The sequence below is a fragment of the Pseudomonas baetica genome (assembly GCF_051216495.1).
GTDB lineage: Bacteria > Pseudomonadota > Gammaproteobacteria > Pseudomonadales > Pseudomonadaceae > Aquipseudomonas > Aquipseudomonas baetica_B.
Window position 1 is genome coordinate 1 of record NZ_JBPKAM010000046.1, and the last position, 26,893, is coordinate 26,893.

General features: G+C 59.4%; 26 protein-coding genes. 14 read left to right on the forward strand and 12 right to left on the reverse strand.

What is annotated here, in order from left to right; all coding sequences use genetic code 11:
- Positions 1 to 129: 129 nt before the first annotated feature.
- Positions 130 to 1,449 carry an OprD family porin gene (locus tag ACSFE6_RS17125; protein WP_435428738.1) on the reverse strand — a complete coding sequence of 440 codons (1,320 nt, stop codon included), beginning with the start codon at positions 1,447 to 1,449 and terminating at the stop codon, positions 130 to 132.
- Positions 1,450 to 1,751: 302 nt separating this feature from the next.
- On the opposite strand from ACSFE6_RS17125, the gene ACSFE6_RS17130 reads away from it, so the two are divergent.
- From ACSFE6_RS17130 to ACSFE6_RS17145, 4 genes are all read left to right on the forward strand, one after another.
- Positions 1,752 to 2,414: a glutathione S-transferase family protein gene (locus ACSFE6_RS17130; protein ID WP_435428739.1), complete on the forward strand. Its 663-nt coding sequence runs from the start codon at positions 1,752 to 1,754 to the stop codon at positions 2,412 to 2,414.
- 106 nt (positions 2,415 to 2,520) lie between these two features.
- Complete coding sequence (locus ACSFE6_RS17135) at positions 2,521 to 2,805, forward strand: hypothetical protein (RefSeq protein WP_435428740.1); 285 nt, start codon at positions 2,521 to 2,523, stop codon at positions 2,803 to 2,805.
- 359 nt (positions 2,806 to 3,164) lie between these two features.
- Positions 3,165 to 4,541, forward strand: coding sequence for a pyridoxal-phosphate dependent enzyme (locus ACSFE6_RS17140; protein WP_435428741.1), 1,377 nt, complete (start codon positions 3,165 to 3,167; stop codon positions 4,539 to 4,541).
- Complete coding sequence (locus tag ACSFE6_RS17145; RefSeq protein ID WP_435428742.1) at positions 4,538 to 5,716, forward strand: cystathionine gamma-synthase; 1,179 nt, start codon at positions 4,538 to 4,540, stop codon at positions 5,714 to 5,716. The genes ACSFE6_RS17140 and ACSFE6_RS17145 overlap by 4 nt, the downstream gene beginning before the upstream one ends.
- A gap of 53 nt (positions 5,717 to 5,769) precedes the next feature.
- Here ACSFE6_RS17145 and ACSFE6_RS17150 read toward each other — a convergent pair whose 3' ends face one another.
- The 3 genes from ACSFE6_RS17150 to ACSFE6_RS17160 form a co-directional block, all read right to left on the reverse strand.
- Positions 5,770 to 7,560 carry a SulP family inorganic anion transporter gene (locus tag ACSFE6_RS17150; protein ID WP_435428743.1) on the reverse strand — a complete coding sequence of 597 codons (1,791 nt, stop codon included), beginning with the start codon at positions 7,558 to 7,560 and terminating at the stop codon, positions 5,770 to 5,772.
- Positions 7,561 to 7,570: 10 nt separating this feature from the next.
- Positions 7,571 to 7,963, reverse strand: coding sequence for a GFA family protein (locus ACSFE6_RS17155; protein WP_435428744.1), 393 nt, complete (start codon positions 7,961 to 7,963; stop codon positions 7,571 to 7,573).
- Positions 7,964 to 8,297: 334 nt separating this feature from the next.
- The gene (locus tag ACSFE6_RS17160) at positions 8,298 to 9,041 is read right to left on the reverse strand and encodes an SDR family oxidoreductase (protein WP_435428745.1); all 744 of its coding nucleotides are present in this window, start codon (positions 9,039 to 9,041) and stop codon (positions 8,298 to 8,300) included.
- A 121-nt stretch (positions 9,042 to 9,162) separates the two neighbouring features.
- Here ACSFE6_RS17160 and ACSFE6_RS17165 point away from each other — a divergent pair, with 121 nt between their 5' ends.
- The gene (locus ACSFE6_RS17165; RefSeq protein WP_435428746.1) at positions 9,163 to 10,080 is read left to right on the forward strand and encodes a LysR family transcriptional regulator; all 918 of its coding nucleotides are present in this window, start codon (positions 9,163 to 9,165) and stop codon (positions 10,078 to 10,080) included.
- A gap of 157 nt (positions 10,081 to 10,237) precedes the next feature.
- Here the strand turns inward: ACSFE6_RS17165 and ACSFE6_RS17170 are convergent, their stop codons facing one another.
- Positions 10,238 to 10,567, reverse strand: a complete 330-nt coding sequence (locus ACSFE6_RS17170) for a hypothetical protein (protein ID WP_435428747.1) — start codon at positions 10,565 to 10,567, stop codon at positions 10,238 to 10,240.
- A gap of 174 nt (positions 10,568 to 10,741) precedes the next feature.
- On the opposite strand from ACSFE6_RS17170, the gene yghU reads away from it, so the two are divergent.
- Positions 10,742 to 11,581: a glutathione-dependent disulfide-bond oxidoreductase gene (gene yghU, locus ACSFE6_RS17175; RefSeq protein ID WP_435428748.1), complete on the forward strand. Its 840-nt coding sequence runs from the start codon at positions 10,742 to 10,744 to the stop codon at positions 11,579 to 11,581.
- A 123-nt stretch (positions 11,582 to 11,704) separates the two neighbouring features.
- Here yghU and ACSFE6_RS17180 read toward each other — a convergent pair whose 3' ends face one another.
- Together ACSFE6_RS17180 and ACSFE6_RS17185 are read right to left on the reverse strand one after the other, a co-directional pair.
- Entirely contained in the window at positions 11,705 to 12,673 is a 969-nt protein-coding gene (locus ACSFE6_RS17180) for an ABC transporter substrate-binding protein (RefSeq protein ID WP_435428749.1), read from the reverse strand.
- Positions 12,674 to 12,768: 95 nt separating this feature from the next.
- Positions 12,769 to 13,608, reverse strand: coding sequence for a HalD/BesD family halogenase (locus ACSFE6_RS17185; RefSeq protein WP_435428750.1), 840 nt, complete (start codon positions 13,606 to 13,608; stop codon positions 12,769 to 12,771).
- Between the two features lie 110 nt (positions 13,609 to 13,718).
- On the opposite strand from ACSFE6_RS17185, the gene ACSFE6_RS17190 reads away from it, so the two are divergent.
- From ACSFE6_RS17190 to ACSFE6_RS17225, 8 genes are all read left to right on the forward strand, one after another.
- Positions 13,719 to 14,621: a LysR family transcriptional regulator gene (locus tag ACSFE6_RS17190; protein WP_435428751.1), complete on the forward strand. Its 903-nt coding sequence runs from the start codon at positions 13,719 to 13,721 to the stop codon at positions 14,619 to 14,621.
- A gap of 189 nt (positions 14,622 to 14,810) precedes the next feature.
- Entirely contained in the window at positions 14,811 to 15,209 is a 399-nt protein-coding gene (locus ACSFE6_RS17195; protein WP_435428752.1) for a hypothetical protein, read from the forward strand.
- Positions 15,210 to 15,361: 152 nt separating this feature from the next.
- A complete protein-coding gene (locus tag ACSFE6_RS17200) occupies positions 15,362 to 15,520 on the forward strand; it encodes a DUF2986 domain-containing protein (protein WP_435428753.1) in 159 nt (52 codons plus the stop codon).
- Positions 15,521 to 15,604: 84 nt separating this feature from the next.
- A complete protein-coding gene (locus ACSFE6_RS17205; RefSeq protein WP_435428754.1) occupies positions 15,605 to 16,069 on the forward strand; it encodes a VOC family protein in 465 nt (154 codons plus the stop codon).
- Positions 16,069 to 16,233: a hypothetical protein gene (locus ACSFE6_RS17210; protein WP_435428755.1), complete on the forward strand. Its 165-nt coding sequence runs from the start codon at positions 16,069 to 16,071 to the stop codon at positions 16,231 to 16,233. Before ACSFE6_RS17205 ends, ACSFE6_RS17210 begins: the two co-directional genes overlap by 1 nt.
- Positions 16,230 to 17,735: a PLP-dependent aminotransferase family protein gene (locus tag ACSFE6_RS17215; RefSeq protein ID WP_435428756.1), complete on the forward strand. Its 1,506-nt coding sequence runs from the start codon at positions 16,230 to 16,232 to the stop codon at positions 17,733 to 17,735. Before ACSFE6_RS17210 ends, ACSFE6_RS17215 begins: the two co-directional genes overlap by 4 nt.
- 112 nt (positions 17,736 to 17,847) lie before the next feature.
- Positions 17,848 to 18,918, forward strand: a complete 1,071-nt coding sequence (locus ACSFE6_RS17220; RefSeq protein ID WP_435428757.1) for a sugar phosphate isomerase/epimerase family protein — start codon at positions 17,848 to 17,850, stop codon at positions 18,916 to 18,918.
- Between the two features lie 32 nt (positions 18,919 to 18,950).
- Positions 18,951 to 20,216: an MFS transporter gene (locus ACSFE6_RS17225; protein WP_435428758.1), complete on the forward strand. Its 1,266-nt coding sequence runs from the start codon at positions 18,951 to 18,953 to the stop codon at positions 20,214 to 20,216.
- 58 nt (positions 20,217 to 20,274) lie between these two features.
- Here the strand turns inward: ACSFE6_RS17225 and ACSFE6_RS17230 are convergent, their stop codons facing one another.
- The 5 genes from ACSFE6_RS17230 to ACSFE6_RS17250 all read right to left on the reverse strand — a co-directional run bounded on the left by ACSFE6_RS17230 (position 20,275) and on the right by ACSFE6_RS17250 (position 26,802).
- Entirely contained in the window at positions 20,275 to 21,918 is a 1,644-nt protein-coding gene (locus ACSFE6_RS17230; RefSeq protein WP_435428759.1) for an acetolactate synthase large subunit, read from the reverse strand.
- 37 nt (positions 21,919 to 21,955) lie between these two features.
- Positions 21,956 to 23,323, reverse strand: coding sequence for an OprD family outer membrane porin (locus ACSFE6_RS17235; protein ID WP_435428760.1), 1,368 nt, complete (start codon positions 23,321 to 23,323; stop codon positions 21,956 to 21,958).
- A 225-nt stretch (positions 23,324 to 23,548) separates the two neighbouring features.
- Positions 23,549 to 24,871 carry an MFS transporter gene (locus tag ACSFE6_RS17240; RefSeq protein ID WP_435428761.1) on the reverse strand — a complete coding sequence of 441 codons (1,323 nt, stop codon included), beginning with the start codon at positions 24,869 to 24,871 and terminating at the stop codon, positions 23,549 to 23,551.
- Positions 24,872 to 24,886: 15 nt separating this feature from the next.
- Complete coding sequence (locus ACSFE6_RS17245) at positions 24,887 to 25,987, reverse strand: M14 family metallopeptidase (RefSeq protein WP_435428762.1); 1,101 nt, start codon at positions 25,985 to 25,987, stop codon at positions 24,887 to 24,889.
- Positions 25,988 to 26,001: 14 nt separating this feature from the next.
- Entirely contained in the window at positions 26,002 to 26,802 is an 801-nt protein-coding gene (locus ACSFE6_RS17250; protein WP_435428763.1) for a gamma-glutamyl-gamma-aminobutyrate hydrolase family protein, read from the reverse strand.
- Positions 26,803 to 26,893 lie beyond the last annotated feature (91 nt).

Genomic DNA, 26,893 nt, shown 5'->3' on the forward strand with positions numbered 1-26,893 from the left:
TTTTTCCTTTCTGCCACTCCTTTTTTTGTCCTCCCCCTTGTATGCAACCGTTGCCTCCCCCCCCCCCCCCCCCCCCCCCCCTCCCCCCCCCCCCCCGCTCCCACAGGTTATGCGCTGCTCAGGTTGGGATTACAACAACGGCATCGAATAGTTGATGATGAAACGGCTCTGATCGACATCCCGGCCCGCGTCGGTGTTCGACTGGCCGTTGCGCAACGAGAAGCCGACGTTCTTGAAGGTGCCCGACTGAATCACGTAGTCCAGGGTCATGTCGCGCTCCCATTCGGACTGATCCCCGGCCTCTTGCGTCTTGATGCCCGTGCCCTTCAGGTACGCGATCGAGGCTTTCAACCCCGGCACCCCCAATGCCGCGAAGTCGTAGGTGTACTGGCCGAAACCGGTATTCTCGCCCGCCCTTGTGAAGCTCTGGATCATGCGGTCGGTGGGCAGGTAAACGCTGCCGCCGCCGGCGCCTTTGTCCGGCAGGCTGCCCTGGTTGGGTTGTACGAAGTTGCTGCCGTCCCCTACCTGCTGATAGCCCAGCATCACCGCGTGGCCGCCCTTGGCATAAGTGATCGTCGCCACCCAGGTGTTGTTATCGATTTCACCGTCGTTGTCTTCTGTGAAACCCGACACCCGATAGCCCTGTGCGCGCCCCGCCGCCGAGCTGTTGGCGCCGCTGGACGTGGTGTGGAAATAGCGCAGGTCGGTGGTGATCGCACCCGCTTCACCGAGGGACAACAGATGGGTCAGGCCGAAGAAGTTCTGGTTGTAGAAATCCTCCAGTTGCGCGAAGTAATACTGGGCCTTGAGGGTTTTGGTGACGTCGTAATCGCCACCGGCGAAGTAGAACTTGTTGCTGTCGCGGGTGGCGCCGGCAACCGACAGGCCGGTGCGATCCGTCGAGGCACGCCCCACCGCCTGCTCCAGCAATCCGCCGGTCAATGTCAGGCCATCGATATCTTTTGAAGTGATTTGGCTGCCGGTAAACGACTGTGGCAGCACACGAGCATCGTTGGAGAGCAGGATCGGCAGCTTGGGCAACAGCGTGCCGTAACGCAGTTCGGTGTTAGCCAGTCGCATCTTCGCGGTCGGGCCGAAGCTGCTCCAGCTGTCGGCGGCATCGTCGCCGTCCGAGGGGATCATGCCACTGCCGACATGGCGCCCTTTTCCGCTGTCGAGCGTCACGCCGAGCAGCGCCTGGGCATCAAATCCGAAACCGACGGCCCCCTGGGTAAAACCGGACTCATAGCGCAGCACGAAGCCCTGGGCCGTTTCTTCGGTTTTCGACGGCGCCGCCGTGCCGTCGCGGTTGTCGCTGTTGAAATACAGGGTGCGCATCGACAGCGTGGCCTTGCTGTCTTCCAGGAAGCCATGGCTATCGGCGGCCTGGACGCCTGCCGAGCCGCTGGCAAGAAGGATGGCGGCGGGGATTGCTCGTTTGAACATACGGGGGCTCCTGCGAAATTTCTTATCGTTATTGGGGTGTTCTGTTGCTTGTTTCAGGCGCGCAGGATTCCGCACCCGATGGCTGAACATGGGCTTGAAGGTGTCTGGTAAATGGATCGAGACCCGTGGCGCGAAACTCTTAAAACATTTCGGGAGGCGATTTTCAAACTCGATGAAAGTAGTTTTCGTCGAGGGATAAGGTCTGTCGTGCACAGACATGGATCGCGGTCGTATTTGAAAATCCGCCCCGCCGGTTTTCATCCATGGTCAATACTGTTGGCACTGTCCCAAGGAGACCCACCATGTCCCTGACGCTGTACTACCACCCCCTCTCGTCTTTCTGCCACAAAGTGCTGATCGCGCTCTACGAACACGGCATTGCCTTCGAAAAGCGCATCATCGACCTGTCCAACGCCGCCGAGCGGGCAGAACTGGAAGCGTTGTGGCCGCTGTGCAAATTCCCGGTCCTGCGCGATCACGACCGCCAGCGCAACGTGCCGGAATCGAGTGTGATCATCGAGTACCTGGACCAGCTGTATGTCGGCCAGCATCAGTTGATTCCCGATGATTGGGACATCGCGTTGCAGGTACGGTTGTGGGATCGCTTTTTCGACTGCCACGTCCAGCAGCCGATGCAACAGATCGTCGCCGATCGTATACACGCCACCCATGGCGACCTGAGCAAGCAACGCACGACCCTGCTCACCGCCTATGGCATGATCGAGCACCAGCTGCACGAGACCGGCTGGATAGCCAGCCCGAACTTCAGCATGGCTGACTGTTCCGCAGTGCCCGCCCTGTTCTATGCACGCACCCTCGTGCCGTTTCCCGACAACTGCCCGCGCGTGAGTGCGTACTTCGAACGCCTGATCCAGCGACCTTCGGTCCAGGGAATCATCGATGAAGCCCGCCCGTGGTTTGACTGGTACCCGTTTGCCGAGGCCCTTGAAGCACGGTTTCGCTAGCCGATGCCGAAGGTGATCGACGCTTTCTGAGTGTTGGCCCGCGCCTTGCTTTAGCTGATCTCGCTGAAGGGTCCCCCCCAATTTGGTGGAATCGCTGGAGGTGGTCATGTCGGGAAACACAACGCTGGCATTCGTCTTGGCTGTACTGGCTGCCATCGTGATCGTCATGCTCGCGGTTTACGCGGCAGCCGCGGCGACGCTGGTCACCGCGACCACCTTCACGGCCCTCGGCATTGCAGACAAGGTCATACCGGACATCCAACCCCTGACGGCCCTGGCCATCACGCCGAACCAAGCCATGATCATGGCCGCCCTGCAAGCCGGGGGGCTTTCGACCATCACCGAGTTCATGCAGCAGGTCAATCTGGTCATGATCACCGCGACACTCTAACCCCCCCTATCCCCTGTGGGGGCGAGCCTTTGTGGCGAGGGGATTTATCCCCGTTGGCCTGCGCAGCAGGCCCATTTTGGGGGGCCGCTGCGCGACTCAACGGGGATAAATCCCCTCGCCACAGTGTCTTGCCCGCCTCAAAACATCCTTAAGTGAACAGCATTACGCGCTTATGGAGCCACGAACACAGCCCTCCCCATAAACCCAACCCATCCCAGGTAATTTCCCCAATGTCGGGGCTACTTTCGCCAACTCGGTTGCGAGTGTGGCGATCCCGGCCTATGGTCCAGACGAAGCATTGCCGCAACCAATGCGTTAACGCGGCAATCCACCGAGGATCCAAGCAGCGAGGTGACGACATGCCCAACGACTCCCGCCCTGCCGTGCTCGAACTGATCGGTAACACGCCGCTGGTGCGTGTCAGCCGTTTCGATACCGGTCCCTGCACCCTGTTTCTCAAACTCGAATCTCAGAATCCCGGCGGTTCGATCAAGGATCGCATCGGCCTGGCGATGATCGACGCCGCCGAGCGCGATGGCCGCCTCAAGCCCGGTGGCACCATCGTCGAAGCCACCGCCGGCAACACCGGACTGGGCCTGGCGCTGGTCGGCCGGGCCAAGGGTTACCGCGTGGTACTGGTGGTGCCGGACAAGATGTCCACCGAAAAAGTCCTGCACCTCAAGGCCATGGGCGCCGAGGTGCACATCACCCGCTCGGATGTCGGCAAGGGCCATCCCGATTATTACCAGGACGTTGCCGCGCGCCTGGCCGCGGAAATTCCCAATGCCTTCTTCGCCGACCAATTCAACAACCCGGCCAACCCACTGGCCCATGAATGCAGCACGGCGCCAGAGATCTGGGCGCAGACCCAGCATGACGTGGACGCTATCGTTGTCGGCGTCGGTTCCGCCGGCACACTGACCGGATTGACCCGTTTCTTTAACCGCGTGCAGCCGAATCTTGAAATGGTACTGGCCGATCCGGTCGGTTCAGTAATGGCCGAATACAGCCGCAGCGGCACCCTCGGCACGCCGGGCTCCTGGGCGGTAGAAGGCATCGGTGAGGACTTCATTCCGTCGATCGCCGACCTGTCCAGCGTGCGCCACGCTTACTCGATCAGCGACGAGGAAAGCTTCGATCACGCCCGCCAATTGCTGCGTGCCGAGGGGATTCTCGGCGGATCGTCGACCGGCACCCTGCTGGCGGCGGCGCTGCGTTATTGCCGCGAACAGACCGAACCGAAACGCGTGGTCAGCTTCGTTTGCGACACCGGTACCCGTTACCTGTCGAAGGTCTATAACGATCAATGGATGAACGATCAGGGCCTGCTGCCGAGCAAGCGCTACGGCGACCTGCGCGACCTGATCGCACGGCGTTTCGAGGATGGCCGGGTGATCAGCGTCGGCCCCGATGACACCCTGCTCACCGCGTTCCAGCGCATGCGCCTGGCAGACGTGTCGCAACTGCCGGTACTGGTGGACGGCAAGCGCCTGGTCGGCGTGATTGACGAGTCCGACATTTTGCTGGGGGTGCATGAAGACGCGTCGCACTTTCGCAAGCCCGTTACCAGTGCGATGACCGACAAACTGCAAATCCTGCCGCCGGATGCCAGCCGAGATCAGCTTGAAGCAGTGCTCGACCGCGGGCTGGTGGCAATCATCGCCGACGACTCGGCCTTCCACGGCCTGGTTACCCGTTTCGACATGCTCAACCATTTACGGAGAACCCTTGCATGAGCCAGCACGATAAAAACGCCCCACCACGCGGCTTCGCCACCCGGGTGATCCACGCCGGGCAGACACCAGACCCCACCACCGGGGCGCTGATGCCGCCGATCTACGCCAACTCAACGTATCTGCAAGACAGTCCCGGCGTGCACAAAGGCTTCGACTACGGGCGCTCGCATAACCCGACGCGCTTTGCGCTGGAGCGCTGCGTGGCCGACCTGGAAGGCGGCACCCGGGGCTTCGCCTTCGCCTCCGGGCTGGCGACGATCTCCACCGTGCTTGAGCTGCTCGAAGCCGGTTCGCACATCGTTTCCGGCAATGACCTGTACGGCGGCACCTTCCGCCTGTTCGACAAGGTGCGCCAACGCAGCGCCGGGCACCGTTTCAGTTTTGTCGACCTGACCGACCTGAGTGCCTTCGAAGCCGCGTTGCAAGACGACACCCGCATGGTGATGGTCGAGACCCCGAGCAATCCCCTGCTGCGCCTCACCGACCTTGCCGCCATCGCCCGCCTCTGCCGCGCCCGCGGCATCATCTGCGTGGCCGACAACACCTTTGCCAGTCCCGCCATTCAGCGTCCGCTGGAGCTGGGCTTCGATATCGTGCTGCACTCGACGACCAAGTACCTCAACGGCCATTCCGACGTGATCGGCGGCATTGCCGTGGTCGGCCAGAACGCCGAACTGGCCGAGCGCCTGGGCTTCCTGCAAAACGCCGTGGGTGCCATCGCCGGACCGTTCGACGCCTTCCTCACGCTGCGCGGCGTGAAGACCCTGGCGCTGCGCATGGAGCGCCATTGCAGCAATGCGCTCCAACTGGCGCAATGGCTGGAACGTCAACCGCAGGTGGCGCGGGTTTACTACCCCGGTCTGCCTTCGCACCCGCAGCACGAACTGGCGCGTAAACAAATGCGCGGCTTCGGCGGGATGATCTCCCTCGACCTGAACACCGACCTCGCCGGTTCCAAGCGTTTTCTGGAAAACGTGAAGATCTTCGCCCTGGCCGAGAGCCTGGGGGGCGTGGAAAGCCTGATCGAGCACCCGGCGATCATGACCCACGCCACCATCCCCGCCGACACCCGCGCGCAACTGGGCATCGGCGATGCGCTGGTGCGGTTGTCCGTGGGCGTCGAGGATCTGGAGGATTTGCGGGCGGATCTGGCGCAGGCGCTGGCAACGATCTAACGACACACAAGCATCCCGACCGTGCCCGTCAGGCACGGTCGCCGATGCAGGCGTCACTGGACCTCTTCTGCCGGGTCCACCCAATCCACGTCATGCAGCGCGAGATAGCGTTTTACCGCAACGCCCAGGGTCGGAAAAAACGCGTCTTCGCCAAACCGTTCGAACAGCCCGAAGCGCTTCAGCTTGTCCTTGACCGGGTCCTTCATTTCCGCCATGCATAACTCGATACCCGCCGCCTGCAGGGTTTCGTCGAGATCGGCCAGCATGTCGGCAGAGGTCACGTCCACGCTGGTCACCGGTTCCGCCGCAATCACCAGCCAGCGCACCGGCGTGGGCGATGCATTCACCGCGTCCAGTACCCGTTCATGGAACAACTCGGCGTTGGCGAAAAACAGCGGCGCGTCCCAGCGAAACATGACCAGGCCTGGTATCAGGCTCGCGTCGGGATAGCGTTTGATGTCGTGGTAGCCCCGTACGCCTTTGGCACGTCCCAGGACCGTGGAGTATGGACGCCAGCCATCCCAGAGGAATTCGATGACGGCAATCACGATGGCAAGGCCGATCCCCTCGATGGCACCGAACACCGCCACACCCACAGTGCAAGCGATGGACAGCCAGAATTCCCAACGCTGGATACGATAGATGCGTCGCAAGTCGCTGACTTCGATCAGGCCGATAGCGGAGGCGATCACCACCGCCGCCAGTGCACTGTTGGGTAGATGCTTGAGCAGGTCCGGCGCCACCAGCAGCAGAGCGGCAACCGCCAGCGCACCGACGACGCCGGTCAATTGGGTTTTGGCCCCCGCGGCTTCCGCCACAGGGGTGCGTGACGAACTGCTGCAGATGGGAAAACCCTGAAAAAAGCCCGCTGCCAGGTTGGCGGCACCGAGCCCGACCATTTCCTGATTCGGGTCCACGTAGGTACGGGTGCGTGCCGCATAGACGCGAGACAGCACGCTGGTGTCGGCAAACGAGACAAGCGCCACGGCACACCCGCCAATCAATACCGGGACGATATCGGCCGTCGTGATCCACGGAATGGCAAACGCCGGCAAGCCCTGCGGCAGCGAGCCGAGGACCTTCACCCCGGCTTGCGTGTCGAGTTCCAGTAGCCCCACAACGACGGTGGCCGCAGCCACTGCAATCAGGATGGTCGGCAGGCGCTTATAGCGCTTGAGCAGCAGGATCACCGCCAGGGTCGCTGCGCCGATCGCCAACGTGGTCCAGTTGGTTTTTCCATCCATCACCGCCGTGGCGATGGCCCACAGGTTTCTCAGAGGCCCGTCAGTTTCAATGGAAAAGCCGAAGAGCTTGGGTAACTGGCTAATCAGGACCGTCAACGCGATCCCGTTCATGTAGCCGTAGCGGATCGGTTTCGAAAGCAGCTCCGTGATGAACCCCAGGCGCGCGATGCCGCCCAGGATGCACACGGTCCCCGAGACGATGGCCATCATGCCCGCCAGCGCAACGGCGCGCTGCGGATCACCGCCCGACAGTGGCAAAACCACTGCGAGGATGACGGCTGCCAGCGAGGAGTCCGGCCCCAGTACCAGAATCCGGCTGGGCCCGAACAAGGCGTATGCGATCAACGGAATGATGGTCGCATAGAGGCCATAGATACCCGGTACACCCGAAGCCACCGCATACGCGATACCGACGGGCACCAGCATGGTGGTCAGCACCAGTCCGGCGACGATATCGTTGCGCAACCAGCCGATTTCGTACCTGCGCAGCGTCAGCAAGCCCGGGAGCCAGCGGCTCCAGTGTTTCTGATCGTCACCGGTAGCGCGATGGGCGATCCGCCCCGGTTCCGGGTCGGTGGGCAAAGAATCCAAATGGCTCATGGGACGCCTCCTATTCTTCAAAGCGACCCGTGGTGCCACGGTCGTGCTCGTATCGACGGATCAGAGGAAACGCCGGCAGCCAGGATTCGCGACGCACGGTCCAGAGCTCGTAAGTGGGCGTCAGTTGGTCAGGGGTGTCGAGGGATCCCAGGTTCACTTCGATTTCGTCTGCAGTGCGTCCGAAAACGGACGACCCGCAGCGGGGACAGAAGAACCGCCCGGCGTAGTCCCGTGTTTCACCTTCGATGGTCACCGCTTCCTCGGGGAAAATCGCCGAGGCGTGAAACAAAGCTCCATGATGCTTGCGACAGTCCAGGCAGTGACAAAGACCTACCCGATACGGGCGTCCCGCCGCCACCAGTCGAACGTTGCCGCAAAGACAACCGCCGGTGAATCGGTCCATGCTGTGTCTCCCCTTCAGCCATACGGTCGAAATCTCACTGCGCGTGACAGTTCAATCATAGACCTCAGTGGAGATGTCGCACCTTGAGGTGACAGGCACTGAAGACCAGCGCGTCTTGAGTCTTGTCTAATTACTGTGGCGAGCGAGCTTGCTCGCGCTGGGCTGCGCAGCAGCCCCGAAAATCTGGCAACCCATGCAATTTTTGTGAGTGCTGCGCACTCAAGCGGGAGCTAACTCCCTCGCCACAGGTATGGATGCCCATTCTTGAGAAAACAACATTAAGCTCATTGCGCCCCTGCCTTTCGACAGGGGCGCATACGGCTCAAGTCAACAATCAGAAGTCTTGCGCAGTCGGCCGCAGGACAATTTCGTTGATGTCGACATCCGCAGGCTGCTCGATCGCATAAGCGATGGCCCGTGCCACCGAAGCCGCTGGAATCGCCTTCTTGTAGAACTCGCCCACCACCTCGGCGCTTGGCTGGTGGCCGCTACCGAACTTGAGCTCGGAATCCACCGCCCCCGGTTCGATGGTCGTGGTGCGGATATGGCCGCCGACCTCGTGACGCAGGCCCTCGGAGATGGCTCGTACAGCGAATTTGGTGCCGCTGTAGACCGATCCACCCGGGCTGAACACCTTGATGCCGGCGACCGAGGAAATGTTGATGAAGTGACCGCTGGCTTGTGCTTCAAACAGTGGCAACGCTGCCGCGATGCCATACAGCACGCCCTTGACGTTGATGTCGATCATGCGGTCCCACTCATCGACGCGCCGCTCCGAGATCGGCGAAATCGCCATCAGCCCCGCGTTATTGATCATCACGTCAACGCGACCGAACACCTCGACCGCCCTGGCCACCAGCGCAGACAAGTCCTCCTGGCGCGTCACATCGATGGGATGGGCAATCGCCTTGCCGCCTTCTGCCGTGATATCCCGGACAATCGTGTCCAGGCGATCCTGGCGACGAGCGCCCAGCACCACATGGGCACCGAGTGCTGCCAGATGGCGTGCAGTGGCTTCGCCCAGACCGCTGCTGGCACCGGTGATGACGACGACTTTGCCCTGGATGTTTTTACTCATGTTCAGCGCTCCTGTTGAGGCTTTGCTGGGTTGATGGATTCAGTCTGCGCTGGTTTTATCTGCCAGAAAATGGAAGAGTTAGGATTTGAGAATTCCATTTTCTGGAACAGGAGTGACGGCAATGCTCAACCGCATGGAGCTGATCCGCATCTTTTCGGTGGCGGCGGACTCGGCGACCTTTCGCGACGCTGCCACTCGCCTCGGCACTTCCCCGCAGACCGTGACCCGGGCCATCAAGGAGCTCGAACGCACGTTCGGGGAGCTGTTGTTCCACCGCAGTACTCGGCAGGTTCACGTCACGGCTTTTGGCGCCGAACTCGCCGTACAGGCCCGGGAAACCCTCGAACGGGTCGACCGGTTGTTTGTCACCCACAGCAAACATGAGGAAGAAGGCCTTGTCGGTCGCGTCGGCATCACCGCGCCGCACGCCATCGGCAAGCTCTATCTCACCGAATACCTGAGACCGCTGATGCGGGAAAATCCCGGGCTGAGCATCGACCTGAGCCTGGATGACCAACTCACCGACGCCGTGGCCAGCAAGATCGACATCGGCATTCGTATCGGTGCCGTACGGGATCGACGTTACATCGCCAGGGCGGTTGCGCGTGTCGAACTGAAAATCGTCGCGGCCCCCTCACTCATCGACGCGGTACAACGCCCGGACAGCCTCGAAGCATTGAAGCGCTTGCCGCTGTCGATGCTGATGGATCGCAACAACGGTCGCCCCTGGCCGTGGGTGTTTGCCGGGGGGCAGGCGTTCCTGCCCTCCTCCCCGGCGTTCACCTGCGACGACCCCGAAACCGAACGCGAGATCGTTCTGGCGGGACTGGCCTTCGGACAGATGCCCGGCTACCTGGCAGAGCCGCTCCTGTCCGATGGGCGACTGGTCGAGGTCATGCAAGACGAAGCGCCGCCAACGACCGAATTGATTATCTACCGCCCGCAGACAGGTCCCGTGGCGCCCCGGGTCAGGCGGGTGTACGACCATCTGGTCAAGTGTTTCTCGGATCCCGAGATCTTTCCGCAGAGCAAACGCTGACAGTCGACCTGATTTTTCAGGCTTCCCCCATCCCCTGTAGGAGCGAGCTTGCTCGCGATGGCGATGTATCAAACGACATCAATATTGAATGTACCGGCCTCATCGCGAGCAAGCTCGCTCCTACAGGGGATAATGCCAATCGCGGGATCAGGCTTTGTCAGCCACATCCGCTGCCACGTCCACCAGCAATTGCCGAAACCATTGGTGTGCAGGGTCGTTGCGATATCGCACGTGCCAGGCAATCTGCACCGGAAAGGTTCCAAGAATGCGTAACCGAAATGGCCAGCTCGCGCCGCAAGCCCTGACGCTCGAGCGCTTGAAACAGCCCGGCCCGCAGGCGCCCCGGCGGCTGGATATTGACGTGCCGCATCTGCTCGTATTGCTCGCGCGACAGGGTGTTTTCGATCTCGGGATGGTCGGCGCGCGTGACGCTGCGTTCCTCGATCAGCGCGATAAAAACCGGTAAAAGATTGAGGTCGTATCGCATGAGTCACTGCCGGTGGGTTGGCTGAAGTGAAGCCCTTAGGATCATCCGTGGTGATATCTAAAATTCACTCGGTCGATTTTTGGAATATCTGCCGTTGAATCATAGTTGAGCGATCATCCACCGGCCCGTCCGCGTTCCATGCGAGCACCGTCAACCATCCATGAGGTCCACTTCGTGAGCAAAGCGCCCTACGTTCCCCCCAAGGTCTGGAAACACAACGCCCCGTCTGGCGGTCAGTTCGCGAACATCAACCGCCCCGTGGCCGGCCCGACCCATGAGAAAACGCTGCCGATTGGCAAGCACCCGTTGCAGCTGTATTCACTGGCCACGCCCAATGGCGTGAAGGTGACCATCCTGCTCGAGGAGCTGCTGGCGCTGGGTCATGCCGATGCCGAGTACGACGCGTGGCTGATCCGCATCGGCGAGGGCGACCAGTTCTCCAGTGGCTTTGTCGACATCAACCCGAACTCGAAGATCCCCGCGCTGCTGGACCACAGCGTGCAGCCGCCGATCCGCGTCTTCGAGTCTGGCTCGATCCTGCTTTACCTGGCGGAAAAATTCGGCGAGTTCCTGCCCCGCGATCCCGCCGGGCGCACCGAAACCCTGAACTGGCTGTTCTGGCAGATGGGCTCGGCGCCCTACCTGGGCGGCGGTTTCGGTCACTTCTACGCCTATGCGCCCGAGAAGCTCGAGTACCCGATCAACCGCTTCACCATGGAGGCTAAACGTCAACTGGACGTGCTCGACCGCCGCCTTGGCGAAAGCCGCTACCTGGCCGGTAACCATTACAGCATCGCCGATATCGCGGTCTGGCCGTGGTACGGTCAGTTGGTGCGGGACAAGGTGTATTCGGCTGCCGAATTCCTTTCTGCTCACGAATACACAAACGTGCAACGGTGGGCCGAGGAAATCGCCAAGCGCCCTGCCGTCATCCGTGGCCAGCGCGTCAACCGGACGTGGGGGGATGAGGCAAGCCAGGTGCCGGAGCGGCATCAGGCCAGCGATCTGGACTAAAGACCCAAGGAGCAAGCAGAACCCACTGTGGGAGCGAGCCTGCTCGCGAAGGCGGTGTATCAGGCGAAATCAGCGTTGATTGACCCACCGCGTTCGCGAGCAGGCTCGCTCCCACAGGGTGAATCAGAGCGTGGCGTCGATTTTTTTTGCGGCGTCTTCGCTGACCCAGGCGTGCCACACTTCCGGGTGTTCCTTGAGGAACATCCTGGCCAGCTTGGGTGATTCGATGCGTTCGCGGGTCATCCGCGCCAGATTGTGGTTCAGCAGATCGATGGGAATGTTGACCTTCTGCAGTACCTCGACCAGCTCGGGGGCCTGTTCATGAAAAACACTGGAGAGGCCAACCATGGTGACGACGTCTTTGTTTGCCCCGGTCTTTTCGTCCAGTCTTATCGCATCGATCTGCCCCATCAGCGGCGTCGGTGACCAGTAGTAGAACAGCACCGGCTCACCGCGCTTGTAGCTGGACAGGACCGCCGCATCCAATGCCGCACCGGTGCCTGGACGGAAATTGGTGAAGGTGTTTTCAAGGCCGTACTCCTTCAACATCTCGGTATTGTCCTGCTCGCAGATCCAACCCGCGGGACAGTTGTAGAAGCGCCCCTTGGACGGTTCCTCCGAATCCTTGAACACGCCGGGGTATTTGCTCAAATCGGCGACGGTCTTGAGGTCGGGGGCTTGTGCAGGCCGATTGCGCTTGGCATCCCCCTCGACGACATAACGCGGTACGTACCAACCCTGGGTCGCCCCAACGATCGGCGCCCCCACCCCGACGACCTTTCCGGCCGCCGCGGATTTTTTCCAGACCTCGCTGCGTTCCATCCACTCTTCGCCGAACACCTGGATGTCATTGGCGGCCAGGGCAGTTTCCAGAATGATGGTGTTGCCAACCAACTGGTCCGTTTTGCAGCCGTAGCCATCCTTGAGCACGATCATCATGATGTCGGTGAGGAGCATCCCGCTCTCCCAGTTCAGACCGGCAAACTTCACCGACTTGCCCGAATCACACCACCCTGATGCCTGGCTTGAAGCACTGCCAACGAGCAAACCCAGGGTAAGTAACGAGGCCAGTAGTTTCTTCCTGTTTTTCATGATCAGACGCTCCGAAATTATTATTGGGGGCAGCGAACTGGTGCGTGCTACACGCGAAGGGGTGAATCAATGCTTTTTATTGTTCGAGAGGATGCTCAAGCCAACGGGTCGACCGAGGTGCGTCCATAAAAAAGTTTTCGGGCATAGTCGCTGAACTCGACATTGGGCTGATCCACATAAGCGAATACAGCATTGAGTCTGAGCCTGTCTCCTTCCACCGGCGTCACACGATGCAGTGAATAACGGCCACGGAACAATGACAAGGTGCCAGGCACCTGCGGCAATATCTCTACCTTTTGGGTTTTGGGGTCATCGAGGAACTGCCTGACCGCCTCATGGCAATCATCGTTCTCGTTACGAAGCATGCGCACATACTCGAAATCCCCACCGACGTTCGCGGCCTGCAGCGATAGCGTGACGCTGAAGTCGGAACGATCGAAATGCCATCCCAATTGCTGCCCGGCAGTAAAGCCCTGCAAGTTCAGCGCGGCCAGGGGATCGGCATGGCGATAGAGCCTGTCCAGGCCTAATACATCCCTGATAAACGCCAGCACATCGTCCGACTCATAGAGGTTCCGGACCCAGTTGTCGGCAGGAATGTCCGCGTAGGCGACGGTGTCTTTTTCGGTGTTCATCAACCGCCGCAACGGGTGCTGCGGATCGACACTCGGCTCCTGGGGTTTGAAATACACCGTGTGGTTTTCCCGGAAATGGAACATCCGCGGGTGCAGTGCGAGGGTTTGATCGGCCATCGTGGCCACAGGTGTATCGCGGACAAATCCAGGAAAGATTGCAACGCCCTCCTGCTGGAGCAGCGCTTGGCTTCGAGCGACCAGTTCGCGATACGCGCAGCTGTTTCGATCAGTGATGGGATATCGCTCAAAGTCGACGATATCGCCCAGGGTGACGGCGGGTTCCAGCGCAAGCATGGTCATGGTTCTTGTTCTCCGTGGGTTCTTGCTGGAACCAGATTGCTATGCGGCAAAAAACAAGTCACGCTCATAATTTTACGTATTTTTGTGAATTATTTTCAGGTCGCGCACCCATGAGACTCACCCTGGATCACCTGGTCATGCTGCAAACGCTGTCGGAAGTCGACTCCGTCACCGCCGTCGCCGAGCGCTTATGGCTGACGCCTTCCGCTGTCAGCCATCGCATGCGCGAAGCCGAGCGTCGGTTGGGCGTGAACCTGACCGAGCGCTCGGGCGGAAAGCTGAGGCTCAGCCCCGCGGGCGTACGCCTGGAACGCGCCGCCCGGGACATCATCACGATTCTCAATGAAGCGGAGTCAGAGGCTCGATCCATGGCCGGAGGGGTCACCGCGTTTGTACGCATGGGGGTGACGTCCTATGGCCCGTTTCGTTGGATTCCAAAGTTCATCAAGCACTACTCGAGCCTGCGCCCGGACATCGAAATCACCCTGGTGACGGTGCCGCGCAATGATGTCTACGCGAGCCTGATGCAAGGCCGGCTTGATGTATCGATCATCGATGACGGGATGGTGCCGAGCGGCGTGGCGAAACTGCCCCTGTTCCGGGACGATCTGATTGCAATCATGGCCACCGACCATCCACTGGCGGGAAGAAAGAATATCTATGCCGAAGACTTCAAGACTTACAACCTGGTGACGTATTCCACCGACCGTGCAAGCGGCTGGGAATACGACCGATTCTTTGCCCCCGCCAGCATCCTGCCGCGGCGGATGATCACGGTTGAAGTGATCGAAGCCATCGTCGAACTGGTGCGTTCCGGCTACGGCATCAGCATATTGCAACGTGATCTGGTGACACCCAGCCTTGAGCGTGGGGAGCTGGCCTGGGCCGACCTGAATGACGGCCTGGATATCGCGTGGAATGCAATCATCCGGCCTTCCGAACAGGAAGGCAGTGAGGTCAATAAAATGGTCACCGCGTTGAATGACTGGATCAAAACCCAGGAAAAAACCTGAATGGCCAGTGAGCAACAAGACAACACTCTTCCAAAGGGCGGAGCACCTGACTTTAAACCGTGACGCCCCAGAACTTTTTCCGGTTTATCGGTCTATGTGGATAGGCTCATTCGCCGGGCAAGCGCGACACCGCAGGCTTGCCACCAGATGGCCACACGTCAGACTGTCAATCAGAGGTTGTCTTTGCTCATGAAATTCCCTGATCCACGGATAGTGCTCTTCGGCCTGTTCGCGTTCGCGGTAGCGGGCTCGGCATCAGCCACACAGATGAAGACCTCAACCCCTGTTTTCGCAACACAAGTCGCAGACGTTCAAACGCCCACTCGGGTGGCCGAAAGCCCCTGGCCTAGCCTGGCCAGTGTCGCCGGTCAGCAGCCAGGGCCGTTGCTGGCCCATGACGACCGGTACTGGCATGACGGCCGTTGGCACGACCGCAGAGACCACTGGCGCCGCGACGATTGGCGCCGGGAGCAATGGCGCAGAGAGCAGGCCCGCCGGGAGGCCGAGCGCCATCGCGACTGGGAGCGCCAGCATGACCGGGCCATGCGCCACCGCTACGAAGACGATCGCCGCTACTATCGTCGCTGATACCTCGGAATCAATTCCCGCAACATGGGCGATGCTGCGCCAACCTGCCAAGCCAGGACTTGAATCGGCCCGAGATGGCAGTACTCGCCCAGGCATCTGATTGACGGGTTAACCTGATACCATTCAGAGCCCAAGACGCCGAGTGGAAAAGAATGAATCGTCGTAAAAAAATCAATCAGCTATTAAAGGCTCATGCCAAAAAGGCCAGTGCCAAACTGGCACCGAAAAAGCCCAAGTACATCAGTAAGGCCGACCGGTTGAAACTGGAGGCTGAATCCATTCAAGAGCCGGTCATTTCCTCCGAAAGCTGATCCAGGCATCTGGGCACGACCGCCATTGACCCCACGCCTATGTCGGGCTTTCCCACGCAGGCTCGAAAAGAGAGGTCGAAGGACATGACGATCAAGCGTATGGACAACGTGCTGATCGTTGTCGATGATCTCGAAGCGGTGAAGGCGTTCTTTATCGAGTTGGGCCTCAAGCTTGAGGGCCAAACCACGGTTGAAGGGCCTTCCATCGGTCGCCTCATCGGGCTTGGAGACGTCCGGGCCACCCTCGTAATGCTGCGCACACCCGATGGACAGGGGATTGAACTGGACAAGTTTCACACGCCCGACGCCATCCGGTTCGGCCCCGTGGACGCGCCGGTGAACGCCTTGGGCCTTCGTCGCATCCTGTTTGCCGTCGACGGCATCGATGCAGTCGTTGCGCGAATGCAGGCCCATGGCGCCGAACTCATCGGCCGGATGCAATACGAGAATTCGTACCGGCTCGCCTATATTCGTGGGCCCGAGGGCATTATCGTCGGGCTTGCCGAACAGCTGGGTCAAGGGTCGGCGGGCGACTTGCCAGACGCCTGATGCGGCCACTGTCGAACGCCTCGGTAGCGCTGGAGCGAACCGGTATTGCGCCGGGCACCAACGCCAGCCGGATGACTTATCGGGTATCGCCCGATACCCTTACCTTGCCGTCGCCTGACGGCTTGCAGGTCAAATCCTTTTTCACTCAGACGAGCGTGTCATGAAATCCCCCGCAGGTTTGCTGCTGTCGGCTATCGAGCTGGACCGTGCCAGTACCATTCCCCTGTACCGCCAACTGTACTTGCAGATTCGTAAACAGATACTCAACGGCCGGCTCCAGGGCGGTGTGCGCCTGCCGTCGACCCGCACCTTGAGCAACGAGCTGGCGTTATCGCGGATCACCATTCTCAATGCGTTCGATCAGTTGATTGCCGAAGGCTTCCTGGCCTCGCGTACCGGCGCCGGCACTTATGTCGGTACCGAGTGGGAAAGCCGGGGGCTGGAGGATGAGCAACAGCGCCAGCCACCGCGCCTGTCCGACCTGAGCCAGTCGATGCTGTCGCTGCGCAGCGATCATTTTCGCGGGGTGTCCTATGCCGACTGGGACCCCGCGACCCCGACCTCCTTCCTGCCTAGCCACAGCACCTATGACGCCTTCCCGCAGGCGATCTGGCGACGCCTGATGAACCGCCACCTGCTCAAGCCAACCAAGGCGATTCTGGGCTATGGCGAGTTGCAGGGCTTGCAGGCGTTTCGCGAGGCGATTGCCGAATACGTCTTCGATGCGCGGGGCATCGACTGCACGGCGGACCAAGTGGTGATCGTTTCCGGTGCGCAGCAAGCGTTCAACCTGCTGGGCATGCTGCTGCTCAATCCGCAGGACAGCGTCTGGATGGAGGACCCGGGGCACATCGCCGCGCGCATTGCGTTGCAGGCCCAGGGGGCGCAGATCGTACCGTTGCGTATCGACGAACAGGGGATCGATGTCGAGCAAGGCCTGGCCGAGAGCCCCGATGCCCGACTGGTATTTTGCACGCCTTCGCGCCAGCATCCCTTGGGTGTCACCCTCAGTTATGCGCGACGCCAGGCCTTGATCGATTGGGCAGCGCAGCATCAGAGCTGGATCATCGAGGACGACTGCGACAGCGAGTTTCGCTACAGTGGCCGCCTCCTCCCGGCGCTGTACGCCATGGACCAGATGGCCCGGGTGATCTACGTCGGCACGTTCAGCAAAGTGCTCTTTCCCTCACTGAGACTGGGTTATGTGATTTTGCCGCAGGCCCTGGTCGAACCCTTCTGCACCCTGCGTGCGGTCATGGATCGCAGCCCGCCCACGCTGCTTCAGGCGACAACGGCGGACTTCATGAGCGAAGGCCACTTCCTGGGGCATATTCGCCGCATGCGTGCGCTGTACAAGGCGCGCCAGCAGGCATTGATCGAACAGTTCGAACAACAGATCGGCCACTTTTTCAGGATCACCCCGACGGATGCCGGCATGCACCTGATCGCCTGGCTGCCCCTCGAAGTGAGTGACACCGATCTCGCCCGGCAACTGGGCCAGTACAACATTCACACCTACGCCTTGAGCGACTACCGCATCCGGCATGCCCTGCCGCCGGCGCTGTTGATCGGCTTTGCCGGCACGCCGGAGAACCAGGCCCGGGAACGGGTCGAAGCGCTGGCCCGGGCCTTGCGCACATTGGGTTATCTGCCGCCAACCACTTGATGCCAAGCAAGTGGCCTTATCAATTAATTGATAGTGGATCTATCGAGCGTTCCTGACTGGCGCGATAAAGACTGCGCCGGTAGACCCGGTGTCTGAACCAGGAACGACTTTAATGAACAATAAGATCCAGGAACGATTCAACGCCTTGCTGAGCCATAACGTGGTCGAACACGGGACCGTTCCCGTGCTGACCGACGCACTGGCCCGGCGGCTGCTTGAACGTCTCGGGCAATTGCGCCTGTTTGCCCACGCCTACCCGCTACTGACCAACCTCACCCATGGCCGGGTGACCCCTGCCGACCTGCTGGACTTCGCCTATCGCCACGAGCTGCAAGGCCTGAGCCTGCACCTGCTCGACGGCGAGGAAAACAGCCTGAGCCAAATGTCACCCGCACAACTTCAGGCCTTTGCCGCCAAGGCCAGGGCGCTGGAGCTGGACGTGCACCTGGAAATCAGCAGCACGCTGAAAAAGGATGTCGATCAGGTGATCGCCATCGCCAGGGCCCTGGAGGTGCGCAACATCCGTGTTTACTCACGTTACGAGGGCACGCTGTCGAGGGTCATGGACGTGATCGAGACCGACTTGCACTACCTCGCGCAACAGGCCGACGAACACGATCTGTACTTCGATTTCGAGCAACACGAAGAACTCAAGAGCAACGAAATCGCGCAGCTGCTCAATCGCCTCGACCACCCTCGCCTGCATGCCCTGTTCGACTTCGGCAACATGATCAATGCCTGCGAGCAACCCTTGCAGGCCCTGCGCAACCTGGCGCCGCACATCCGCCAGACCCACCTCAAGGGGGTGCGCATCGTCCCCGAGCAAAACGGTTTCGGCCATTACGGCGTGTTGCAGGGCAGCGACGAGGACGACCTGCCAGGCGCCCGCATGCTGTTCGAGCTGTTGATGCTGGGCGACGCCACCCCGCAGGTGATCGCCTTCATTCTCGAGCAGGAAAACCATTACGTGGCCCCGGCCTTCCGTCAAAGCGTCGAGGACGCCGATCCCTTCATTGCCTACCGGGAGATGAGCGAAACGCCGCTGCCGAACGGCTTCTCGCTGGAACGAATGCTGGCCGATGAACACCGCTGGGCGAACAACCAGGTCGCCTGGGTCCGTGGCGTGCTGGCCGAATTGCGCACCCTGGCCGAACTGACCCTGGCCACTTCCTCCAACGCCTGACCTGACGACCCGAATAAGCCCGGAGAACAATAATGACAACTCAAAACAAGGCCAAATGGCTCAGATTCCTGATCCTCATCCTCGGTGGCGGCACCGTCTACAAGCTGGCGAACCTCAAGGACGCCTTCTATGTGCCCATGCAGGAATTCATGGGCTTGAGCCACACTGAAATCGGCATGCTGTTGAGTGCCAACGCAATCATCGCGACCGCACTGTTCGTGCTGGGCGGCCTGCTCGCCGATCGCTACGAGACGCGCAAACTGATTCCCCTCGGCCTGATCGGCACCGGCAGCCTGGGGCTGTACCTGGCAACCTTTCCGCCTTTCAACCACTTGCTGATCGTCTTCAGTCTGCTGGCCGTCTGTGCCGACTGTCTGTTCTGGCCTTCGCTGCTCAAAGCCATCCGCAACCTGGGTGACGATCAGGAACAAGGCCGGTTGTTCGGCCTGCTCGAAGGCGGACGTGGCGTGGTCGACACCCTGGTGGCGTTTTCCGCCCTGGGCGTGTTCGTGGCCATGGGTTCGGGCGAAACCGGCCTGAAGTCGGCGATCCTGTTCTACTCGGTCATCGACATTCTGGCGGGTACCCTGACCTGGTTCCTGCTCAAGGGCGGCAACACGCAGTCGGTGGCCAAGCCGAAGAATGGCCTGGCGAACCTGATGGAAGCGATCAAGGTACCGGGCATCTGGCTGGTCAGCCTCAACGTGTTCATGGTCTACATCGTCTACTGCGGCCTGACCTATTTCATTCCTTACCTCAAGGAAATGTACGGGCTACCCGTAGCCTTGGTGGGCGCCTACGGCATCATCAACCAGTATTTCCTGAAGATCCTTGGCGGACCTGCCGGCGGCTTCATTGCCGACAAGCAGTTCAAGAGCACCAGCCGCTACCTGAAGTGGGCCTTCCTGGCGCTGCTACCACTGATGGGCGTGATCATGCTGATTCCGAAAAGCCCGGGCTTCATCTATGCGGGCATGGCCGCCACCCTGTCCTTCGCCCTGATCGTGTTCTCGATGCGTGGCGTGTTCTGGGCGCCCATGGGTGAAGTCGGCATTCCTCAGCACATCACCGGCTCGGCCTTCGGCATCGGCTGCCTGATCGGCTACGCCCCCGGCATGTTCGCCTACATCATCTATGGCGCGCTCCTCGACCACTTCCCCGGTCAACAGGGCTACAACTATGTCTTCACGCTGATGAGCGTGCTGGCCATTGTCGGCTTCATGGTGTCCAGCCTGCTTTATCAAGCGGTGCGTAAAAAACCCGTGAACGCTGAGGGGATGAGCGCGGCACAAGCCTGATCCGCGCCTTGAGTGCCGGGAGGAGCAAGCGTATGACACGCCTGCTTCTCCCGAGCCCTCAGACAGCCATTGATCGCTCGCGCAACTCACTGTTGAGAATGCGGTCGTTCTCGCTGTAATCGACCGGGCAGTCGATCACATGCACGCCCGGCGTTTTGATGCAGTGCTCCAGCAGCGGCAGCAGTCCTTCTGCACGTTCCACACGATGACCGTTGGCACCATATGCCTCTGCGTACTTCACGAAATCCGGGTTACCGTAATCCAGACCGAAATCGGTAAAGCCCATGTTCGCCTGCTTCCAGCGGATCATGCCGTAACCGTCGTCACGCAGGATCACCACGGTGACGTGCATCTTCAGGCGCACCGCCGTTTCCAGCTCCTGGCTGTTCATCATGAAGCCGCCATCGCCGCACACGGCGATGACCGGACGATCCGGGTACACCAGATGCGAGGCCATGGCTGATGGCAGGCCGGCGCCCATGGTGGCCAGTGCATTATCGAGCAACACGGTGTTCGGCTTGTGCGCCTTGTAGTTGCGGGCGAACCAGATCTTGTAGATACCGTTGTCCAGCGCCACGATGCCATCGGACGGTAGCGCACGGCGGACATCGGCCACCAGGCGCTGCGGATACACCGGGTAGCGATTGTCATCGGCCCCTTCGGCGATCTGCACTTCGTTGGCTTCGCGAATCGCCAGCAGGCGGGTGAAGTCCCAATGTGCGGTGTCGTTCAATGCTTCGCCGATCTGCCAGACGGCGTTGGCAATGTCGCCGATGACTTCGATCTGCGGGAAATACACGGCATCGACTTCAGCGGAACGGAAGTTGATGTGAATGACTTCGGTACCGCCGCGCACCATGAAGAACGGAGGTTTCTCAATCACGTCGTGGCCGATATTGATGATCAGGTCGGCGGCTTCAACCGCACGATGCACGAAGTCACCGGAAGACAACGCCGCGTTGCCGAGGAAGCGCGGGTGACGCTCGTCGACCACCCCCTTGCCCAGCTGGGTGGTGACGAATGGGAAGCCGGTCTTATCGATCAATTGCTCAAGGACCTTGGCGGTCATCTTGCGGTTAGCGCCGGCACCGATCACCAGGATAGGACTGCGGGCCTTTTGCAGTTTCTCGACAGCGGCATCGATGGCGCAATGTTCGGCCAGCGGCCGGCGATGCACGCTACGCGGGATTGGCAAACTGTCGGTTTGCTCGGCGGCGATGTCTTCCGGCAGCTCCAGGTGCACGGCGCCGGGCTTTTCCTCTTCCGCCAGACGGAAGGCTTCACGCATGCGCGAGGGAATGTTGTCGGCTGAGGCGAGCTGGTGGGTGTACTTGGTGATGGGCGCCATCATGTCGCACACGTCGATGATCTGGAAGCGACCCTGCTTGGACTTCTTGATCGGCTTCTGGCCAGTGATCATCAGCATCGGCATGCCACCCAAATAAGCATAGGCACCGGCAGTGACCAGGTTGGTCGCCCCTGGGCCGAGGGTCGACAGGCTGACACCGGTCTTGCCGGTCAGGCGGCCATAGGTGGCGGCCATGAAACCGGCGGACTGCTCGTGCCGGGTCAGGACCAGCTTGATCGGCGATTTGCGCAAGGACTCCAGCAAGTCCAGGTTTTCTTCACCGGGAATGCCGAACACATACTCGACACCTTCGTTTTCCAGGCATTGCACAACGACATCAGCGGCCTTGGCCATCTTGCTTGAAACCTCAGAGATCATGTTGGGGTTTGGCTCAGAATATGTTGAACGGAATCGTTGTCACCATCCGGAGCTCTTTGACGCTGCCATCGATTTCGTTGGGCGTGGCACGGTGAGCCACATAGCCCAATTGGAACGTACTGTTTTTCAGTTTGCCGCTCTGCAGGGTGTATGAACTCAAGAGACCCGACTCCTGGTGTTTATCACCATCGGAACGTTTTGCCGGATAACTGTTGCCCTTATAGTGAGTGCCATCGATGCCCCAGCCACGGACGTTGTACAAATAAAATGTCAGCCCGGGTAATCCATAGGGCGCTGCATCGAACAGGTAGGCCAGTTGTACGGACTTTTCGTTGGGCCCGTTGTAGTTCGACAAAAACGAGTTAGCCAGCGACGTCCCTTTGCTTTCATGGATATAGTCAAAGTATTCATTGCCATTTATCTGCTGCCAGGCGAATACCAGGCCATGAGCACCGTGGGTCAACTTGAATGCCAAGCTATAGGCATCATTATCAATGGGGCCCATTTTCGCCGAGCCCTGATCATTGGTTTTATAGTAGTTGAACGAGGTATTGAGCCCCAGTACGGCTCGATCCCCGGCACTGTGCACAAAGCCGACATAGTATTGATTCCAGAAGTCCTCAACCTGCGTCGCATAAACGCTTGTCTTCAAGCTGGCAAAGGGGGTGTAGGTAGCGCCCGCAATGTAAGCCACATCGCTGGACACGCTACGATTACCGTACTCGGACACAATATCCGTCGTACTTTGCTCCGAGCGCGGAGACACTTTATCGAACGCCCCCAAATCGAAACTCAGGTTATTGAACTCAACACTATTGAGACTGATACCTTCGAAACTTGAAGGCAGTGCCCTGTTCGTGTTGTTGGCAATCATGGGCGTTTGCATATTCTGGCGGCCCACCGTCAGCGTCGAGTTCGATACCCGCGCCTTGACGTTTGCCAGCCCCAGCTTGCTCCATTGATCGACGGCCTCTCCGTCACTGTCGGTCAGTGTCCGGTTGCCACCGCCGGCAATTCGCCCCTTGCCCTGTTCGAGGGCAATGGCGTTGTAGAGCCCTACCTCAACGCCAAGGCCCAATGCGCCTTGAGTAAAGCCGGAGCGATAGTCCAGGATCGTTCCCTGGACCCAGGTATCGCGGCGATCCGTAGGCTCCAGCGTGCCATCACCTTTCTTGATGAAAAATGTACTATTGCGGTCAGCCTGTTCCTTGGACAGGAAGTTCTTGGTACTTCCCGACAGCGATTGCCCGGCAATGAGCCCCGTCGCTTCATCCTGGGCACTGCTGGACTTGAGCTGGGTGGCGACAAAGTTCTCCGCCAGGGCCACCGGTGTCGTTACAAGAAAAATCAAAGGCAAAACGGTACGCTGCATATAAACCATTTTTAATACCAGAGTTTTTATTATTAGATCAGGATTTAGAAACGTTGTTATTTCGATAACACCGAATGCGAACCGCCACAAAGCACATCGATGCAATGAGCGCTTAATCCAAAAAGCAGAATGAATACAAGCGCCACATTGACCAACACTCAAAAACACCTAACTTTTATCTAACCGAGACGTACCCGCTAAAAAACCAAGTTGCCCCTCAGCCGTTAAAACCAATTACTTTCGAACATCTATATTTTTTGACTCAGGCAAGAACAACATCGCAAGCAGACTCACAACGCTGACCCCGGCCAAATACCATGCCGGTGCCATTGGACTGTGAGTGACGGCAATCAACCAGGTCACGACAAATTGGGTTGTTCCACCAAATATCGCCGTCCCCAGTGCATAAACCAAAGACAGACCTGTACTGCGAACGGCAATCGGCAACAATTCGGGAATTTGAACAAGCCCGGCAGTGGCAAACATGGCGGTCAGTGCTGCAATCACTGAGTTCACCGTGAACAGGGTGAGCAACGTAGGCGCATTCACCAGCCACAGGAACAGTGGAACAATGGCCAACGTCAACGCGACCCGAGGAATAAAATTAGTGATCTTTCTTCCGAAGCGATCGCTCAGCAAACCGCCCAGCAGCGCAAAAGCAAAAGTCACGAGCCCACCAACCAATACACTGCCCTGGGCGATAGGCGCAGAAAGCTTGAGGACTTGCACGGCGTAACTGACCATGTAGTTGCCGACTTGCGACGCAACGCCAATCGAAGCGAACAGGAGAATACCCAGCAGCAGTACCCTTTTATGCTCGCGAATGACAACACCCACGATCTCGGAACTTGTCCGCTCCTGCGCCGCTTCATGGGTTTCCGGCAAGGCCCTGCGCATATAGACAACGATGGGAATCAACACAAGGCTAAGGAAGAACGGAACGCGCCATCCCCAGCTTTCCAACTGCTCTGCACTCAGCCACAAGGACAGTGCGACACCCAGCACCCCACCCACAGCGACAGCGATTCCCTGGCTCGCAATCTGCCAGCTGGAATAAAACCCACGACGATGAGGAGGAGCGGCTTCGATCAATAGCGACGTCGCAGGGCCGACTTCACCCCCCAGCGCCAATCCCTGAATCAATCGGCAAATAACGACGAGAATCGGTGCGGCAATACCAATTGACTGATAACTGGGCGTCATTGCCAAGCCAATCGTACCGATCGTAATCATGGCTACCGTCAGAATCATGGCGGGCTTGCGCCCTGCCCGATCGGCATAGGCGCCGATCAGAATGCCACCCAATGGCCGCGCAAAAAAACCAACGCCAAAGGTTGCAACGGCGGCCATCAAGCTGCCGTATTCACCAGCCACCGGAAAAAATGCCTTGCCGATGTAAACGGCGAAATAGGCATAGATGACGAAATCATAAAATTCGAGGGCGTTGCCGGCCACCGCCGCCGCAATCGCTTTTTTGTTGATGGTTGCCTGATCAGCGACTGCATCTGCACCTGAGCAGCCAGTGTCGACCATTGAAGATATTGTTTGATTATTCATTTAATGATCATCGGGTTAGTTAACGTTCGAAACCACTGGACGCTCTTGTTGGCCTAAAACCGCCAGTCCATTGAGGGCCTGTACGACGGCCTGCTCCCCCTGCTCCCAAACCCTTTGCTGCCACTCCGGCTGGTCAGGGTAGAAGGTGCCCTTGAGACGACTGGCTATGCCGTGTTCTGTCCTGCACAGGCCATAACGGTAGGCCCAATGGTCCGCCCTGAGAGCCGTGATCACCTGCTCAAACGGGTAGGTGCCATATTCAAGACAAATGCCGATGTGTCGGGCGCCTGCACACTCTTGAACAATGGCGGTCTGAATCGGGCCGCTCATGGCCACACTGGTGGACGTGCCGGTGTGTACGTTGGTCAGTTCGCCCCACCAACCCTGGGCGAGATTGAACGTGTCATGATCAAAACCGGCGAAGATTTTTTCACCGTAACCGAAGGGCCCCAGACCGGTGTGAATATCGATGGAAGCCAGCACTTTTGTATGGGCCGTGTACTTGCGCAAAATGGTCCTGAACGTGTCGTTGCTCCAGGTGGGAGCCTTTCCACCAAACCACATGCCGTTTTCAAACTTGTATTGCCCTATGGACATGGCCTGTTGCAGCGCCTTGTCACCAAAGTCCCGGCGATACGTCTCCAGTACCTCATCACTTTCAGGCGGCCATTGCTGCGGCAGCAAGGCATCATGAATGTGCTCATAACCAGGGTTCTGCGGCAGGCTGGAATCAAAGTCGATAAAGTTTCGATTAAGGTCGACGTTTTCCTGCGTGACTCGGCGCAAGTGCGAAAAACCGAACGGGTTGATCGCGTGCACATACAACACGGACGTGTCGGCGGGTTTTGGCAACGTCATCCCGAGCAATCCGGTTTGCACGGCTGAACCCGTGAACCCTTCAACGCCATGAACCCCGCTGATGACAACGAGCATTCTGGACGCATCCAGGGAGCCCTCGACCACGACATCGGTGGCCAGCGTCTCACCTTCCGCACCTTTGAGTTCCAGCTCGTAACTGTCCACAGCCAGGCCTTTCGATTGCGCAGCCGCCAGGAATTTTCTTCGGGATTCAGCGTACGTCTGACTGAAGAGCTGAGATATTGTTTTTGTGTTCATTAGACTCTCGTTTTTCACCGACTTGCCCTGCACGATTGCGCACGGACAATGGATCGCTGTCGGCATGCGTTACCAAAGGCTTTGAATATCGCTCGAGCAAAGTCGCTGTCCTCCACTCGCATTTCCGGATGCCACTGCACAGCCAGTGCAAAGCCGGGTGCTCCCTCTACGGAAAAGGCTTCAATCAACCCATCCGGAGCGAGCGCCTCAACCTTCAATCCCGAGCCCAACTTCTCCACACCCTGGTGGTGCAGCGAATTCACCAGAACATTTTTTTCTTCACATAACCCCGACAAGACACCGCCCGGCAGGATCTCTATCGAATGGCAGTCCTGGTACCAATCCTTGATCGGTCGCGATTGATCGCCTTCCCGATGGTCAATGGCGCCGGGCTTTTCGTGGACAGCGGTGTTCAAGGTGCCGCCCCAGGCCACATTCATTTCCTGAAAGCCGCGACAAATCCCCAGCACCGGAATGCCCTCGGCAACGAGTGCTTTCACCAACGGCAAAACCGTTGCGTCCCGTGCCAGGTCAAGCAGAGCGCCTTGCGGACACGCCGCTTCGCCATATCGATGCGGGGAAACGTTCGATGGGCTGCCTGTGAGGACAACGCCGTCGACATGAGCGATCAGACTGTCGATGTCGATGGCCGCTTCGTCGGCCGGCAATGCCATAGGCATCCCGCCGGACACCGTTGCCACCGCATCCACATAGCCGTGGAGCAATGCATGGGCTTGATGGCCGTAACGCTCCACCCGGTCGGTGGCGATGGCGATCAGTGGCTTGACTGATGAGAGGGGTGAGGCGTGGGACATGAATGTGTACTTGTCATTGGTGTGTATGGATTCGAGTGTAAGGAGTGATGTTTATTTAGGTAAATTGCAATTTCCTGCTTAATATCTTGCA

Excerpts from the sequence above, each read along its gene's own strand:
- ACSFE6_RS17230 (WP_435428759.1), bottom strand. The coding sequence starts at position 21,918 with ATGGCCAAGGCCGCTGATGTCGTTGTGCAATGCCTGGAAAACGAAGGT.
- ACSFE6_RS17155 (WP_435428744.1), bottom strand. The coding sequence starts at position 7,963 with ATGGACCGATTCACCGGCGGTTGTCTTTGCGGCAACGTTCGACTGGTG.
- ACSFE6_RS17135 (WP_435428740.1), top strand. The coding sequence starts at position 2,521 with ATGTCGGGAAACACAACGCTGGCATTCGTCTTGGCTGTACTGGCTGCC.
- ACSFE6_RS17215 (WP_435428756.1), top strand. The coding sequence starts at position 16,230 with ATGAAATCCCCCGCAGGTTTGCTGCTGTCGGCTATCGAGCTGGACCGT.
- ACSFE6_RS17150 (WP_435428743.1), bottom strand. The coding sequence starts at position 7,560 with ATGAGCCATTTGGATTCTTTGCCCACCGACCCGGAACCGGGGCGGATC.
- ACSFE6_RS17160 (WP_435428745.1), bottom strand. The coding sequence starts at position 9,041 with ATGAGTAAAAACATCCAGGGCAAAGTCGTCGTCATCACCGGTGCCAGC.
- ACSFE6_RS17240 (WP_435428761.1), bottom strand. The coding sequence starts at position 24,871 with ATGAATAATCAAACAATATCTTCAATGGTCGACACTGGCTGCTCAGGT.
- ACSFE6_RS17205 (WP_435428754.1), top strand. The coding sequence starts at position 15,605 with ATGACGATCAAGCGTATGGACAACGTGCTGATCGTTGTCGATGATCTC.
- ACSFE6_RS17220 (WP_435428757.1), top strand. The coding sequence starts at position 17,848 with ATGAACAATAAGATCCAGGAACGATTCAACGCCTTGCTGAGCCATAAC.
- ACSFE6_RS17125 (WP_435428738.1), bottom strand. The coding sequence starts at position 1,449 with ATGTTCAAACGAGCAATCCCCGCCGCCATCCTTCTTGCCAGCGGCTCG.
- ACSFE6_RS17210 (WP_435428755.1), top strand. The coding sequence starts at position 16,069 with ATGCGGCCACTGTCGAACGCCTCGGTAGCGCTGGAGCGAACCGGTATT.
- ACSFE6_RS17225 (WP_435428758.1), top strand. The coding sequence starts at position 18,951 with ATGACAACTCAAAACAAGGCCAAATGGCTCAGATTCCTGATCCTCATC.
- ACSFE6_RS17145 (WP_435428742.1), top strand. The coding sequence starts at position 4,538 with ATGAGCCAGCACGATAAAAACGCCCCACCACGCGGCTTCGCCACCCGG.
- ACSFE6_RS17190 (WP_435428751.1), top strand. The coding sequence starts at position 13,719 with ATGAGACTCACCCTGGATCACCTGGTCATGCTGCAAACGCTGTCGGAA.
- ACSFE6_RS17165 (WP_435428746.1), top strand. The coding sequence starts at position 9,163 with ATGCTCAACCGCATGGAGCTGATCCGCATCTTTTCGGTGGCGGCGGAC.
- ACSFE6_RS17250 (WP_435428763.1), bottom strand. The coding sequence starts at position 26,802 with ATGTCCCACGCCTCACCCCTCTCATCAGTCAAGCCACTGATCGCCATC.
- ACSFE6_RS17245 (WP_435428762.1), bottom strand. The coding sequence starts at position 25,987 with ATGAACACAAAAACAATATCTCAGCTCTTCAGTCAGACGTACGCTGAA.
- ACSFE6_RS17130 (WP_435428739.1), top strand. The coding sequence starts at position 1,752 with ATGTCCCTGACGCTGTACTACCACCCCCTCTCGTCTTTCTGCCACAAA.
- ACSFE6_RS17200 (WP_435428753.1), top strand. The coding sequence starts at position 15,362 with ATGAATCGTCGTAAAAAAATCAATCAGCTATTAAAGGCTCATGCCAAA.
- ACSFE6_RS17170 (WP_435428747.1), bottom strand. The coding sequence starts at position 10,567 with ATGCGATACGACCTCAATCTTTTACCGGTTTTTATCGCGCTGATCGAG.
- ACSFE6_RS17185 (WP_435428750.1), bottom strand. The coding sequence starts at position 13,608 with ATGACCATGCTTGCGCTGGAACCCGCCGTCACCCTGGGCGATATCGTC.
- ACSFE6_RS17180 (WP_435428749.1), bottom strand. The coding sequence starts at position 12,673 with ATGAAAAACAGGAAGAAACTACTGGCCTCGTTACTTACCCTGGGTTTG.
- ACSFE6_RS17235 (WP_435428760.1), bottom strand. The coding sequence starts at position 23,323 with ATGGTTTATATGCAGCGTACCGTTTTGCCTTTGATTTTTCTTGTAACG.
- ACSFE6_RS17195 (WP_435428752.1), top strand. The coding sequence starts at position 14,811 with ATGAAATTCCCTGATCCACGGATAGTGCTCTTCGGCCTGTTCGCGTTC.
- ACSFE6_RS17140 (WP_435428741.1), top strand. The coding sequence starts at position 3,165 with ATGCCCAACGACTCCCGCCCTGCCGTGCTCGAACTGATCGGTAACACG.